The following is a 13,976-nucleotide window of genomic DNA, read 5'->3' as shown; positions in this document are numbered from 1 at the left end:
ATGAACAGGCCTCGCTCACGCGGGGCCTGTTTCGTTTGCGGGCTCGCTCCTTTGTGAGAGGTCAGCACGAGACCGGCCTTGCGATGGCGGCGCGTTGCTGGCTAAACCTGCGGTGCTTATTCGCCAGCGAGGTTCATCGTGCCACAGACTCCCACTCCATCCCTGCAGATCTGGGGCCGCGCCAATTCGGTCAATGTGCAAAAGGTTCTGTGGTGCTGCCATGAACTCGACGTCGCCTATGCGCGCATCGATGCCGGCATGCAATTTGGCCGCAACAGCGAGGCCGACTATCTGGCGATGAATCCCAACGGCCGCGTCCCCACATTGGTGCAAGGCGATTTCGTGCTGTGGGAATCCAATTCCATCATGCGCTATATCGCCCTGGCCTATGGCGCGACATCGCCCCTCTACCCATCCACGCCAAAAGTGCGCGCCGGGATGGAGCGCTGGCTCGACTGGACACTGACGACATTGCAGCCGGCCGAACGCCCGTTGTTCTGGGGACTGGTGCGGACGCCCGTCGCCGACCGCGACATGGCCGCGCTGCAGAAGGCCGCGGATGCCAATGCGGCGCTGTGGGAGATGGTCGACCGGCAACTTTCCCGTCAGACCTGGATGGAAGGCGACGATTTCAGCCTCGCCGATATCGCCATCGGTTGCTATGCGCGGCGATGGTTCGGCGTCGAGGGTGTCACGCGCCCTGCACTTCCGCATCTGCAACGCTGGTATCAGGCGATCTCGGTACGGCCTGGCTTCCAGACCTATGTCGCGCCGCCGCTCTCCTGAGCGCAGGCGTTCGCTTGAACGTTAGTTCAGCGAGCGTTCGAGCAGCAGGATGCCCATGATCACCACCAGCGTGATCGCGGCCACGATAAGGCGCGTGGACCAGTTCATACCACGGCCGATCCACCACAGCAGCGCGCAGCCCATCAATACGGGAATGACGATATCGGGGCGCACGATGGTGCAGCCCTATGCGATGAAGCGAACGCCCAGCGTCTTACCGCGGCGCCAGACCACTTCACACGTACGCCCGGTGCGTGCGTCGCGCGAGAAGGCCAGCTTCATCTTGTTGGGGACCGACGTGGGATCGTCGACGACGACTTTCGCGCCGGAGGCCGAGAGATCCAGCACATTGCATTGCCGGGCCGCGAATCCACCGTCCAGCGTGATCCATGCGGCCTGGTGTACGGACCGGCGTGTGTCGCGTTTTTTCGTCACTGCCATCGCATCACTCCACGCCCCCGGGAGAGAGCCTTAAGCCTGTATGCTTTAAGAACCGTTGAGAGGTGCAGAAGAGTTCGAAATGTCCTGTGCACAAGGTCCGTGCGCCGCGCATGGGGATCATCCACCTGATCCCTCACCGCCCACTTGCCGACCCGAACAAACGTCACTATACGTTCGGCCGCTGGCACCAAACTGATTTGCTTTCGGTCGGTGCCGCCCGCGATAGATCAGCCCTAAAGCTTTGATGTTGCGGCGATTTTAGAAATAGCCGTGCAGAACCGCGGTATCCTTGGCCTGATTTCGGGCCGCTGGATCGGCCGGGGTTTTTTGCTCCCTTCGTCTATCGGTTAGGACGCCACCCTTTCACGGTGGAGAGAGCGGTTCGATTCCGCTAGGGAGCGCCAAAGCTCTTGTTCCTAAGAAATTCACCAACAAAATCAAGCGCGCAGCCGACGCCCGTTTGCCATGTTGGACGTTTTGTTGGACGTTTTCAGCGAACTTTGTTCTCGCCTTGTTCACGTGGGTCTATTATGGTCGAGTGACGGCCGGGTCGCAGCTCGCCGCCCTCGATTTCCTAAATTACCTGTTCCGTTGCGGAACGGGTAAAAGCCGATCTTGTCGTAATGCAGGGTGGCGATGGCCGCGCAGTTCCTGCACCCCCGATCAGTTCTTCGCGTTATTCGAAGTACGACAACGGCCTGTCATAATTGCCCTTCTCTAAGGTCCGAGGGAACGGCTGACCGGGATGATCCGTGCGCCTCTTCTCGTTGCTGCTTCTTCGAAAGCGAGTCTCGCAGATGGTGGATTGGAGCAAACCGATTCTCTGCAAAATCGGTGAAGTACCCCAAGCAGTATCGCAAAAACCCCGGCGATCGTGCCGGGCCTTTTGCTTTCCCGCAGAGGTGACAGGCCGCATTGGTTTTGCAGCTTAGAACAGAGCACACTACTGAACCGCCGCCCTGCCCGGATTCACGCAATAAAACTCCTCCCGGAACAGTTTCTGCCGATATCGCTCGCTATCGCTCCAAGAAATGTTCCTCAACTGAACAATTCTTTTCTCCGGCCAGGATTAGCGCTGCAAAAATTCATTCATTAGCGAGCATCTCGGGCGGCCCTTTCGATGCGCATGACGGCAATCTGCCAATGAACCTTTAGGTATTACGGCGCTCGACAAAAAGCACCGAATCAGTGTTTTCATCCGACCTCGGACGCCTGCAACCGGTCATCGTCACCGAGGAGCAGATCTATCCGGTCTTACATCCCACGGATGTCGGAACGGATCGTGAGGAGCCATACGGCTTCGGCGCACTCATCGGCCTCGCGGAGGCCATGAGACGCGCGAAGCGCGCCGTGAATTCTCCTGCAGAATGCAACTTCATTGTGAAGCGTGCTGGTCCCGCATGTCGTTCAGCTGCTGCTATCAACAGCGTTGACACGAAGGACGGACTCAGTATTTTCATCCACGCATTCTCGCGCGAGACGCCTTTTCCAACTGGAAGAGAGTCAGGTTGAGCTGCAAGACGTGCCGACCGGTACGAAGGACAGGTCAACGTGGATCAGATAAAGATCCAGGCGCAACGCCAAGGCTCCATGAGCTTGGCGAAACAAAATGCATTTCGCTCAAGCCCGGCTCATCGCCGGGCTTTCGCGTTTCTAGAGCATGGTGTGTGGGCTCTGTTCCACGCTTCTCGGTCATTCCTGCGTGGACGTCGCGGCCCCTTATTACGAGCGCCGCCTCTGGATGCGTCACGCAACGGCCGGAAATCCCAAAAACTGCTCAATCGGAACGAGCGTCGATGACTATAATCAGAAGAAAGCACAGTTCCCGCTACGCGTCGTTTCCAAATTCGATCTGGGAAGACGGCAGGATCGGCGTCGATGAAAAAGGCGTCCTGGGATATCTGCTGTCACGACCTCCGAATTGGAGTGTGCATCTGTCGCAGGTCGGACGGGTCATGGGTGTTGGCAAGGATCGCATGCAGCGAATCTTTCGCACCCTGATTGCTGCCGGTTACGTTACCCGCGAAACGATCCGCAATGAAAATGGTGCGTTCGTCGCCCTCGAATATGTGATCCGTGACGAGCCCGCCCCCGTGACGGACGTCGATGATGTCGCAGGCGATGTTGTAACAGACGCTGTGGCATTTCTACCGCAGCCTGAATACCCGGCTCCGGCTGACCCGGCGCCGGCTAGCGCGGCTGCATATAAAGAAATGAAGAAACCAAACACTGACTTTACTAAACCTTCTTCTTCTACCGAGAGCTCTACTGCCGCGCGCGCGCGACCCCCTTCCACGCCACCGCCTGTTCGATCCGAGGCGCTGCAATCGCAAATTGCTGGTCGGCTGGGTCGCGGGGACGTGGCCCTTGGCTGGGAATTGCTCGGCGAACTTGCTCCCGGCCGGCTAGACCAGCTCACCGCCCAGCAGCGATCCGGCAGCCTGACCGAAGAAAGCCTGGCAAGGGTTCGACTCGAACTGATGAGCCGGAGGGCAGCATGACAGGTGGCATTTCAATGGATCGCCTGTCTCGCTTGGCAGACACGCTTCGAAAGGTCGATGATGCTGATGCGAGGCTGTTGGCCAGGTTGATCGAGGCGTTTGTGCACGTCATCGACGACGCCCCGCGGACTTCCAAGACGGGGCAGTCCGTAGTCGCCGCACAAGCTGCTCGCCCCGACCCTTTCAGGCGGTGGGACACGGATCCGCTGCTGGCCGCCGTTGTGAGGCGTCTACGGAGGCGGCTTGGCGATGACAAATGCGGCGCCTGGATCGCGAAGCTGAGCTTCGTTGGCGAAACGGCGGATGTCGTCACGCTGGCTGCACCGACCAACTTCGTCGCTGACTACGTCAATGCTCAGTTCGGTCTGACGCTCCTCGAGGCGTGGCAAGCTGAGAAGCCAACCGTGATGCGGGTGAAGGTTCGTGCTGCCCCACCTGATCCGCAATGACCGACGTGCGCTGCCGAAGTATGCAATTGGCGGAACATGAGCGCTAGCGCATCAGCGAATTATACGGCTCGACGGCCCTTCGGATGTCGAACGCCACATCGCACCACGGGACAGGACCAGCCAGTATATTGCGCAGACGCGCCCCCCCCCGGCGTAGGGACCGTATGCCCTGTTTTTCGTGTTACACGGGGTCGCAGCCCCTAGCATTTTGTCAGTAGATCACCTCGCAAGCGGTACACGCGTGCACGCATTTACACGTGTGTTTCCACGTATGACTCTGGCCGAGCCTCCCCGTGACCTCCCGCAGGACGGTCACCTTGGCGATGCCGTCAGCCGATTTGCGCTGGCGGCGGCTCGAGACAGATAAATGCAGCGCCCCTTGATAAACTGCCCCCGGTCCGTGATCCGGGCTCGGGCCGATCGCCCGCTTCTCTTGTTCGTGACCGTGACGTGTCTCGGAAGCGCCTGGTGCGGTGCGCCGCCGCCACCCATGCAGGCGCATTCACGAACAATAGCTGGAACGTCGGGCTCCAGGCTGACATATACCGCCAGAACGGCGGCCTGATCCCGACGATTACGATACAGGAGACTTTAACGCGCTCCGTGCCCGACGCTTCGCTGGCGACGACATCTTTCAACAACGTCATCGAAGCGGATTACGCTCTGAACGATGACGAGACGTGTGGAATGCTGGCCGCCCTTCAATACACAAAGGTGGCAGCCGGTGCTGTCTTGGCCACCGTCAATGCAAATCTGATCGGCTACATCGGCGGCTACTACCGGTGGGACAACAATTGGAAGCTCACCGGTCGCGTCGGGGTTCAGTCTTTCGGAGGCGCACGGCTCCTCAATTTTAATCCAATTGGATCGTTCACTCAGCCACTACTTCGTATAGACCTAGACCAGTTAGATGACAGTGATAACCATTTGTTCGGCGCCTCGTTACTGGTCTCCTGGGTGCCGAAGCCTTCTTATCAATTGACCTTCAGAACACCGTTATACATTGTGAGGAACTTGACACTGAATAGCGTTCCTTCCACGAGGCTCTGAACTCGGAAATCTGCTGGTGAACAGTTGAAACTGGCGGGGATTTGCCACTTTACGATTGCAGCGACAAGGTTGTGGGCCTCAGAAAGGGCTTCGTCGGCATAGGCTTTCCCGCTTCCGGAACAAGCACGGATTTGAGCGTTAGCGTTCCGATAATCGCTGGCGTGGCAGCAATGAAGACAGGTCACAACAGATACCATTGCGCAGGGATTCAACATGGCGCTGATCGGTCACCAACCCATTGCAAGCGGACCGTCGGAACTGAAAGGCACACATATCCTATTGGTTGAAGACTCTTGGCAACTCGGCAATGCTATGAAACGACTGCTTCGCTTATTGGGAGCGGATGTATCCGGTCCAGCTGCTACCATAGCCGACGCCGAGCGCCTGATTGCCGAAGATGCTCCCGATGTAGGCATCATCGATATCAATCTCCGAGACGGCGAGCGGTCTAACGACTTGATTGATCGCCTGCACGAACTTTGTATTCCCGTTCTCGTCGTCACAGGTTACTCGTCCGTCTCTCTACCTCCCGGCAAGGCCGAGGCCATTCTGACGAAACCCGTAAGAGCGGAAACACTTCTCGCGATGTTGCGCCCTATCCTTAACAGACAGAAGGAACGATGAGAGGTCCTTTCACGTGGCATCGGCTATGCCTGTTTTGAGTGGTATCTCGATTGTACAGGATATACCCTCAGACGAAAATGCAAGGTTGACCGTACCACCGAGCTCATGCGGGATGAGACTGCAAATGAGGCTTGTTCCGTATCCTTCCTGAGGCGGAGCCTCTACCGGTGGACCCCCTGTCTCGCGCCACACGATGTTCAAAACTTTCGCGGCGCCTCCATTGCTGCGGGAGCCCCAGCTTACGGACACCCTGCCTTCCGGGATCGACAGTGCGCCATATTTGGATGCATTCGTCACAAGCTCGTGCAACACCATCCCCAGCGCCTCAACTGCCACGGCGTTGAGCGCGATATCGGGTCCGCAAGTCGTCGTGTTTGCTTTCGTCGCATAGGGCGCCAACTGGAGGCGGACAATATCCGCGACGCGAACTCGCTCCCACTTATTCTGGCTTAACAACTCATGGGCAATTGCCATGCTTTGAATGCGCTGATCGAGGGATTGGACAAATTCGTCCATCGTACTGCTGCCCTGTCTCGTGCACATGGCGACCGCCCCGACCCGCGCAAGCACATTTTTGACGCGGTGATCAAGCTCTGCCACCAGCAACCGTTGATGCTCCTCAGCTCGCTTGCGTTCCGTTATATCGCGGGTCAGGCCCCTGATGCATATGCATTCCCCGGCTTGGTCGAACTCGGCCGTTGCCGTTTCTTCAAGCCACATTTCCCGACCGTCGGGGTGCATCACTCGAAAGGTGATTGCATACGAAGTTTTGTCCGGCCGGACATTTTTCACCTGCGACTTGAAGCGAGCGCGGTCATCAGGGTGAACCAGCGCAAAAAAGCGAATTGTTGTTAACGGAACTAGTGTGTCGCAGCCAAGTACGTTCGCAGCATTTTCACTATGTCGCGACAAGCCGGTGCGAGCGTCCCATTCGAAGGCCATTACCGCACCGGCCTCCAACGCCTCTTCCAACCGGGCCGCAACCTCGCTAACCGCTGCCTCGTGCTCACGCCGCTCTGCGAACAGAGAGGCAAGAACCAGCGCGCAGAGCGACGTTGTCAGGATGGCGGCTTGCGCGCCCACGACGCGTTCGTCTATCGGCAGATAAGGGGTGCCGAAATACCCAATGTCAAAGGCTATAGTCCACACGATTGTCAGCGCAAAGATGAATGCTGCTGCCGCGGCGAACATCGGTTGGCAACGGGCCGTCAGCAGCAGCAATAGCGGGAACAGCAGCGCGATGGGAACCACATGCGTCCATGATCCGTGCGGCGGAAAGACAACAAGGGCGCCCAGCACAGTTATTGCCAAGAGCAGTAATGATCCTTCCACAGCCTCGTTTGCCGACGGCGGGTTGCGCACGGCCGCGCCAGTTCCGATCAGCAAAGGCGCAAAGGTTACGATGCCAAGCGCGGCTGACGCGAACCAGTGCTCCCAAATGGTCAAGATCGGTGCTGTCGAACCCTGGAATAATTTGAACCCCAAGATCCCGCCGATCCCCGAGATAGCGCTCGCGAAAACCGCTGCCGCGAGCAATTCGAGGACATGTCGCAACCGGTCGAGAGCGAAACCCGGACCAAATCTGTGCTCAATAAGGCCAGCGGCAAGCAATGCCTCACCGGCATTGCACAGAGCAAAGATGACAGAGCCTGCCAAGGTTCTGTCTCCCGACATATTGGCTGCAATCGTTGCCGCGGCCGTCCCGATCGCAACTGGCAATTTGGCACGGGGACCAAGCGCTATCAGGGCTCCGGTGGCAACACCGGAAGCCGGCCAGAACACGGCCACGCCATCAGGCTTTGTCAGCAGAGTAAGACCGAGCCGCGCCGCTAGAAAAAACGCGAAGCCAACCGCCACGGTCACGCCAATCGCGGTGACCCATTGCCGGGTCGGATCAACTGCCCCTAGCCGCCCCACGCCATTGCCAGTCAAGAGTGCCTCCGCCCTGGAATGATCCCTGCCCCAACATCAAAGCATGGGAGGCAATCCCCAGCTAGAGCGGCAGTTACAAATACGTTGCGACATTCGTTCTGGATCATTCTCGACCGGGCCGAGGGCAGTTACGGCGCTGCCCGAGACGTTCCCGAATTCTGAAACCGGAGCCACGAAATCCCACGGGGTCTGGCTGAGGTGATGCCAGCAACACCCCGCATTGTCCTGTTCTTGAAACGATGGAAGTCGACTACCTTTCGCCCTACTAGCAATTTTGCCCGATTGCGTTCGGTCGACCGAAGCTACGAGCGGTACGCCGCACACGGCAGGCAACCTCGAGAGCGGCGTGCGCTCGGGCAACGCGCGAGGAATTGCATTAGGCCTGTTCTCCAGACGCGCCAGTTCGCTGCGCCCCAACCAACAGCTTGCGATCATGGATCAGGTTTTCCAGCCGATGGGCTGCCACGTTTAGCGCAACAACATCGCGGGCCTCCTCATCGCTCGACGCGCGCTTTAATTGTTGCGTCTGAAGCACTCCGTCGATCTCACGCTCGATTTCGTCGAGTTCAGCCTCGTCGCTGCTGCCACGGATACGCCGTCCGAGTGCATAGAGTACATCCAGCGCCTCCTCTTGGGTCAGCGGCGGCTTCGCCCACAGGAACTTCCAGGATGCAGCGAACACTGACGCAAGCGCGCCCACGATCATCGGCACCAAAAAGATTATGTTGCCCCATTTGTCCAGAAAACTCACCTGCGTGCCGTTGTAGAATTCCGCCGCCCCCGGGTGCGCCGGCAGATAGGCGGACGCGTCTGTATCGGCCGCCGAGACCTGAGCCAAGATCGGCAATTCGGCCAATAAGTCGCGCCGCGCTTTCATCACGGATTCCGTGAGGTCCGCCACGAGGTCGCTGCTCAACGTCTTTTGGGCAACCAGATAGAATGAGGTCCGCAGCGTAGTGACGTCCTCCGCCGGATTGGGCGGAGAGCCTCGCAACGTACCTTTTGGGATGTCGAAGGACTCATACGCCCGCTCCTTTTGGGCAATAGCCGGAGCCGATTCGATCGGAATCAGTGTTGGGCCGGATTTCCCGGCCTGCGGAAACAGACCGCGCAGAAGCGACAGATACTTTTCCGCAAGTGGCATCACGATCAGTATCGCGCGCACTTCCTTGGAGTCGATCATGCGTCGCGTGTCAGCCAGCCCAATATTCTTGAAGACGACCCCAGATCGCGTGAGGTCATACTCGTCGATCAAGACTTTTACGAGCCGCTGATTGATATCGCCGCCGACTACGCCGACGTTGGCGCGCTTCAGGCTTGCAATATCAGTAATAGGAGAGCCCGGTGGAGCGACCAGCAGAGCCACCGTATGCGTCACAACGGCGACCGCTTGCGCCTGCGAGAGGTCGCCAACGTCACCCCTGACCACGGCAAGATCCACCGTGCCGGAAGAAAATGCATCGGCCGCTTCGGCAGCGCCCGCTGCCTCAACGATGTTGAGCCGCACCGGCGCCTTCTGCTGCGCCAGCCTGCTAGCCAATGCAGCGACCAACCTGCTCGCCTCGCCATCCAGTGACCCCGCCGCGATGGAGAGGGTTGTAGGCCGGGCATGCCAGTGCCAGGCAAATAGTCCGGCGCTCGTCATCAGAACGACAGCGCCTGCGACCAAAGTGACCCGCAGCCAGATGGGTAGCTTGATCGCGTCCATGCTGCGTGCCTCGCACAAAAACTCCTCCACTGCGGCTTTGGGACCGTAAAAAGAGGAGCTGTCAGCCTACTGCCAGGAAATGACCGACGCTAATGGACCCCTGACCCGGCCGCTCATTGATTCAGATCAAGTCCGGGTAGCCGCAACCAGCGGAATCTGCCCGCCGAGGCATAGCGCGGCCGCTTGGTTGCGTATGAAACGATGCAGAGGGCAGCATGCATAAATTACTGGTTGCGACCACGGTCATATCATCATTGGTTGCGCCGGCCGCTGCAGAGGACAAGATGGTCGTCGACATGAGCAAGTCGAGCTGCAGTGAATTGACTAAGCTCGGCTTCCAGGATTTCTCCGGCGCCATGTGGCTGAGCGGCTACTACAACGCGAGCGTTCGCAATAACACCATCGACCTCTATCAATTCGCGCAAGCCACTAAGGTGGTGAAAGACTATTGTTCGATAAACCCACGCGCAACGGTGGTGTCCGGCGTTGAACGGGCGCTCGGCATCAAGATGCCACGACCGCGGTAGAGAGTATCGCTGCTAACACCAAAGTACGGACAAGAAGTGAGCATCGAGTGACCGCTTTAGGCACGTCGTGATTTCGTGGAGCTCATCTATTCATCGCCGGTACTGGCTGTCGAGTAAGACGATAGCGATATCGTGGCGGCACGATCTATTTCGGAAGGCATTCCACATTAAACGCAATGATGATCTGCGCAGGGTCGGCCTTACCGACACTCTTCAGGTCTTCAAGCCCGCTTTTCAACTTGGCTCCCGCCTCCTTTAAGCTGCCTTCAAGCATCAGCTTGGCCTTCTCGCATCGTTGCTCGTTGGAGAACTCCTGAAACACGACAGTTGGAAGAAGTCTCCATTCCGATCTGTCGCTTGTCACCGCAGGGCTAACTGAGTAGGAAAAGACGTACATCAGTATCCACATCGACATGCTCCATCTATGATGCGATAGCGATGACGGCCTTGCGTCTGTGCTACCATCAATAAACCAATACGCCTTAATTTTGCGGCGGCAGCGCCTCCGAACTAGGAACGGGCCGCCTGTCGTACAGGACGGACGCGCTGACGACCAAGACCCACAGTGGGAAAACGAGCAAGCTTCCATCAAAGTAATTACTTCCAAGCAAAAGAACAGCTGCGATGAAATATCCGCCGACCGCGAGCCAACGCGGCGTCAAACGGGTATAGATAGCAATAGTCGATGTCGTGATCATGAAGACGGCCGCCGTCTTCGCCAAATAGATGTTGACCATCCCGTAGGCCAGGCCGCGCCCGAAGTGAAACGTCGCAGAGTGAATGAGCAACTCGGGTGCCGCGTGGAAGGCAATGATGATCGCACCAACAACCGCGGCCGCGGCGAAGAGCATAGCCAACATCAAAAATCCGCTTCCTAAGAAGACCGTAGCAAAAAAGCGATCTTCCCGTGCCCCAAGTCGATCGCGAAGAACTCCCACGAACCATAGAAAAGCTATCCCGGCGAATGGCACTAGGTTCATGGCAAGCGTGACATAAGCAGTGTCCCCCGCAAGCCAAGCTCCCCGTTCGAAAGGATCGGAGGGGACTGAGAGCCGCATGAGCCCAAACACCGCAAACAGCAGGACCGAGAATATGATCCCGGCAAACGCCGCGGCCTTTGGCGTTCTCAGATAGGCGTCCGTTAAAGGCGGCTCGCTCGGAATCACAGCGAAGCTCCCGAGAAGGAAGAGATCAAGGTCTTTGTCTCGCAGGCACTAGTCGCGCTTGGGCGGCTGCTGACCTAGCCGCAGACGCTGCGCTCTCATTCGTTTTATTTCTTCATTCAGGGCATCGCTCTTTTCGTCGCGTACTGCGCTATCCGATTTTGCATCGTTCTCACGCAGTTTACTCAACGCTTTCTCTACGGAGAGTTTGGGTGTTTCAGCCATTCGGAACCCTCTTTCAATTCACACAATGCCAAGAGCCGTTTCTCCCCTACAAGTTCGCAGCACATATCAGGCGGTCCCGCCGCATCGCTGCAAGACCAGCGCCCTTAAACTGAGTGACCGCTCGGGCGGGTAAGACCACGGAGAGGTAAGAACTCTGTGGACACAACTGCGCTTGGGTCAGCGTTGGCTTGATCTAGATCAAGCATCAGTAGCCCGGCTGGACCAACATCCGAAACACTTGCTCGCGCAAAATCACCCCATCGGCACAGCGACCGAGGAAGCACCGGAGGAAACCATGAAAGCAAGTGTTGCTCTCAGGAAGGAAGCTGACACCAAAGATTGCTGGAAGGGGTTCCGGCCAGGAGACTGGCAGACTTCGATCAATGTGCGCGATTTTATTGTCCGGAACGTTACGCCTTATACCGGTAGCGAGAATTTCCTGGCAGCTCCATCGCAGCGCACAAAGGCGGTATGGGCGAAACTGCAGCCTTACTTTTCGGATGAGAGAAAGAAGGGCGTGCTTGCGGTAGATGCGGCCTCTCCTTCCACTATGCTGGCACACAAAGCTGGCTATATCGATCGCGACAACGAAGTCATTGTCGGCCTGCAGACGGATCAGCCCTTCAAGCGAGCGATCTTCCCCTTCGGCGGCCTGAGGATGGTTGAGAACGGTTTGCAAGCTGCCGGCTTCGAACCTGACGCGCGCGTGCACGAAGCATTCACGAAGTATCGTAAGTCGCACAATGATGGCGTGTTCGACGCCTATACGCCCGAGATCATGAACTGTCGGAGATCCGGGATCGTTACCGGTCTGCCCGACTCTTACGGGCGCGGCCGGATTATCGGTGATTATCGCCGTTTGGCTCTTTACGGGATCGACCGTCTCCTTGAGGTCAAGCAGGCAGAACGCGCCCAGATCGACGACATGTGGCCAACCGACGAAATCATTCGGATGCGCGAAGAACTCTCGGAGCAGATGCGTGCGCTCGGCGATCTGGCTGCAATGGCGAAGCTCTACGGGAGCGACGTATCCAAGCCAGCAGCGAATGCACATGAAGCATTCCAGTGGACGTATTTCGCCTATCTTGGCGCGATCAAGGAGGCAAACGGCGCTGCGATGTCGATCGGCCGTATATCGAGCTTCCTCGATATCTTCATCGAGCGCGACCTGAAGGCCGGCATTCTGGACGAAACCGGGGCCCAGGAGCTTTGGGACCAGCTTGTCCAGAAACTCCGTATCGTCCGCTTCCTCCGTACCCCTGACTATGATGCGTTGTTCAGCGGCGACCCCTACTGGGCGACCGAATGCGTTGGCGGCATGGATTTGGACGGGCGGGCTCTGGTGACCCGAAGCAGCTACCGGATGCTGCACACGCTCTACAATCTCGGTCCGGCGCCCGAGCCGAATATTACGGTGCTCTGGTCGACCAAGATGCCCGCCCCCTTCAAGCGATACTGCGTGAGAGTCAGCAAGGACACCTCCTCACTTCAGTACGAGAATGACGATTTGATGCGACCTTTCTGGGGCGACGATTACGGCATTGCCTGCTGTGTTTCGGCAATGCGCCTCGGAAAGCAGATGCAGTTCTTTGGAGCGCGGGTCAATCTGGCGAAAGCACTGCTCTATGCCATCAACGGCGGCCGAGACGAAGTATCTGGCGAGCAGGTCGCGCCTCAGTCGCAGCCCGTTGCGGGCGACTTCCTCGACTACGACGATGTGATGGGCAAGTTCGATACGACGATGGAGTGGCTCGCCAAGATTTACGTCCACGCCATGAACTGCATCCACTATATGCACGACAAGTACTTCTATGAGCGTCTGGAGATGGCGCTTCACGACCGCGACATCCTGCGGACGATGGCGTTCGGCATAGCAGGCCTCTCGGTGGTTGCCGATAGTCTCAGCGCTATGAAGTACGGAAAAGTACGCGTCGTGCGAGACGCGACGGGACTTGTGGTTGACTACCAGAACGAGGGTAACAAGTCGACGCCGCAGTTCGGAAACAACGACGACCGGGTTGATCAGATCGCCTCTAGCCTCGTCACGCGTTTCATGGAGAAGATCCGTAAGCATCCGACCTACCGGAACGCGACACACACCCAGAGCGTGCTCACAATTACGTCCAACGTCGTCTACGGCAAGGCCACCGGAAATACCCCGGACGGACGGCGGAAAGGAGAGCCGTTCGGACCTGGTGCGAACCCAATGCATGGACGCGATAGCCACGGTTGGCTCGCGTCCTGCCTCTCGGTCGCAAAGCTACCCTACAAGGATGCGCAGGACGGCATCAGCTACACAGTTTCGGTCGCTCCCCAGAAGGCTCATCTGTCGGAAGACCAACTCGTGGATGAAGCGGTCAAGGCGTTCGACGTCTATTTCGATCGAGGCGGGTTTCATATGAACCTGAACGTCATCGACAAGGAGGTCCTCGAGGACGCGATGAAGAACCCGGACAAGTATCCGCAACTCACGATCCGGGTCTCGGGTTACGCTGTGAATTTTGTCCGACTGACGCCAGAGCAGCAACGCGACGTGATCAGCCGCACCTTCCACGGCCAGATCTGAGCGA

At 57.9% G+C, this 13,976-nt stretch carries 16 protein-coding genes and 1 tRNA gene; 9 read left to right on the top strand and 8 right to left on the bottom strand.

Features of this window, described 5'->3' with window-relative positions:
- Positions 1 to 138 precede the first annotated feature (138 nt).
- Positions 139 to 786: a glutathione S-transferase family protein gene (locus tag AC1DUY_RS01745; RefSeq protein ID WP_478111832.1), complete on the top strand. Its 648-nt coding sequence runs from the start codon at positions 139 to 141 to the stop codon at positions 784 to 786.
- A gap of 21 nt (positions 787 to 807) precedes the next feature.
- On the opposite strand, the gene AC1DUY_RS01740 is transcribed toward AC1DUY_RS01745, so the two are convergent.
- Together AC1DUY_RS01740 and AC1DUY_RS01735 are read right to left on the bottom strand one after the other, a co-directional pair.
- The gene (locus AC1DUY_RS01740) at positions 808 to 960 is read right to left on the bottom strand and encodes a hypothetical protein (protein ID WP_089264231.1); all 153 of its coding nucleotides are present in this window, start codon (positions 958 to 960) and stop codon (positions 808 to 810) included.
- 12 nt (positions 961 to 972) lie between these two features.
- On the bottom strand, positions 973 to 1,227 hold the full coding sequence (locus AC1DUY_RS01735) for a PilZ domain-containing protein (protein WP_175368958.1): 255 nt from the start codon (positions 1,225 to 1,227) through the stop codon (positions 973 to 975).
- Positions 1,228 to 1,556: 329 nt separating this feature from the next.
- On the opposite strand from AC1DUY_RS01735, the gene AC1DUY_RS01730 reads away from it, so the two are divergent.
- The 4 genes from AC1DUY_RS01730 to AC1DUY_RS01715 all read left to right on the top strand — a co-directional run bounded on the left by AC1DUY_RS01730 (position 1,557) and on the right by AC1DUY_RS01715 (position 4,177).
- Positions 1,557 to 1,631: transfer RNA gene (locus tag AC1DUY_RS01730), tRNA-Glu, on the top strand.
- Between the two features lie 784 nt (positions 1,632 to 2,415).
- Entirely contained in the window at positions 2,416 to 2,739 is a 324-nt protein-coding gene (locus AC1DUY_RS01725) for a hypothetical protein (protein ID WP_439061180.1), read from the top strand.
- Positions 2,740 to 3,023: 284 nt separating this feature from the next.
- Positions 3,024 to 3,728, top strand: a complete 705-nt coding sequence (locus AC1DUY_RS01720) for a hypothetical protein (RefSeq protein WP_439058430.1) — start codon at positions 3,024 to 3,026, stop codon at positions 3,726 to 3,728.
- On the top strand, positions 3,725 to 4,177 hold the full coding sequence (locus tag AC1DUY_RS01715; protein WP_439058431.1) for a DnaA N-terminal domain-containing protein: 453 nt from the start codon (positions 3,725 to 3,727) through the stop codon (positions 4,175 to 4,177). The genes AC1DUY_RS01720 and AC1DUY_RS01715 overlap by 4 nt, the downstream gene beginning before the upstream one ends.
- 312 nt (positions 4,178 to 4,489) lie before the next feature.
- Here AC1DUY_RS01715 and AC1DUY_RS01710 read toward each other — a convergent pair whose 3' ends face one another.
- The gene (locus tag AC1DUY_RS01710) at positions 4,490 to 4,669 is read right to left on the bottom strand and encodes an RlpA-like double-psi beta-barrel domain-containing protein (RefSeq protein ID WP_478111828.1); all 180 of its coding nucleotides are present in this window, start codon (positions 4,667 to 4,669) and stop codon (positions 4,490 to 4,492) included.
- On the opposite strand from AC1DUY_RS01710, the gene AC1DUY_RS01705 reads away from it, so the two are divergent.
- Together AC1DUY_RS01705 and AC1DUY_RS01700 are read left to right on the top strand one after the other, a co-directional pair.
- Complete coding sequence (locus AC1DUY_RS01705) at positions 4,628 to 5,227, top strand: hypothetical protein (protein WP_439061210.1); 600 nt, start codon at positions 4,628 to 4,630, stop codon at positions 5,225 to 5,227. The genes AC1DUY_RS01710 and AC1DUY_RS01705 overlap by 42 nt on opposite strands.
- Before the next feature lie 213 nt (positions 5,228 to 5,440).
- Positions 5,441 to 5,851: a response regulator gene (locus AC1DUY_RS01700; RefSeq protein ID WP_439058434.1), complete on the top strand. Its 411-nt coding sequence runs from the start codon at positions 5,441 to 5,443 to the stop codon at positions 5,849 to 5,851.
- Positions 5,852 to 5,860: 9 nt separating this feature from the next.
- On the opposite strand, the gene AC1DUY_RS01695 is transcribed toward AC1DUY_RS01700, so the two are convergent.
- A complete protein-coding gene (locus AC1DUY_RS01695) occupies positions 5,861 to 7,783 on the bottom strand; it encodes an HWE histidine kinase domain-containing protein (protein WP_439058435.1) in 1,923 nt (640 codons plus the stop codon).
- A gap of 376 nt (positions 7,784 to 8,159) precedes the next feature.
- Positions 8,160 to 9,491: a TAXI family TRAP transporter solute-binding subunit gene (locus tag AC1DUY_RS01690; RefSeq protein WP_439058436.1), complete on the bottom strand. Its 1,332-nt coding sequence runs from the start codon at positions 9,489 to 9,491 to the stop codon at positions 8,160 to 8,162.
- A gap of 215 nt (positions 9,492 to 9,706) precedes the next feature.
- Between AC1DUY_RS01690 and AC1DUY_RS01685 the strand changes: the two genes are divergently transcribed.
- On the top strand, positions 9,707 to 10,018 hold the full coding sequence (locus AC1DUY_RS01685; RefSeq protein WP_439058437.1) for an HdeA/HdeB family chaperone: 312 nt from the start codon (positions 9,707 to 9,709) through the stop codon (positions 10,016 to 10,018).
- 145 nt (positions 10,019 to 10,163) lie between these two features.
- Here AC1DUY_RS01685 and AC1DUY_RS01680 read toward each other — a convergent pair whose 3' ends face one another.
- The 3 genes from AC1DUY_RS01680 to AC1DUY_RS01670 all read right to left on the bottom strand — a co-directional run bounded on the left by AC1DUY_RS01680 (position 10,164) and on the right by AC1DUY_RS01670 (position 11,406).
- On the bottom strand, positions 10,164 to 10,427 hold the full coding sequence (locus AC1DUY_RS01680; RefSeq protein WP_439058438.1) for a hypothetical protein: 264 nt from the start codon (positions 10,425 to 10,427) through the stop codon (positions 10,164 to 10,166).
- A gap of 73 nt (positions 10,428 to 10,500) precedes the next feature.
- Positions 10,501 to 11,184, bottom strand: a complete 684-nt coding sequence (locus tag AC1DUY_RS01675; RefSeq protein ID WP_439058439.1) for a hypothetical protein — start codon at positions 11,182 to 11,184, stop codon at positions 10,501 to 10,503.
- Positions 11,185 to 11,232: 48 nt separating this feature from the next.
- Complete coding sequence (locus tag AC1DUY_RS01670; protein WP_170849664.1) at positions 11,233 to 11,406, bottom strand: hypothetical protein; 174 nt, start codon at positions 11,404 to 11,406, stop codon at positions 11,233 to 11,235.
- Positions 11,407 to 11,701: 295 nt separating this feature from the next.
- Here AC1DUY_RS01670 and pflB point away from each other — a divergent pair, with 295 nt between their 5' ends.
- On the top strand, positions 11,702 to 13,972 hold the full coding sequence (pflB, locus tag AC1DUY_RS01665) for a formate C-acetyltransferase (protein ID WP_439058440.1): 2,271 nt from the start codon (positions 11,702 to 11,704) through the stop codon (positions 13,970 to 13,972).
- The last annotated feature ends 4 nt before the right edge of the window (positions 13,973 to 13,976 follow it).

Source organism: Tardiphaga sp. P4_G1, from assembly GCF_056401215.1.
The sequence above is the reverse complement of the archived record's forward strand: the minus strand, read 5'-3'. Positions and strand labels throughout refer to the sequence as shown.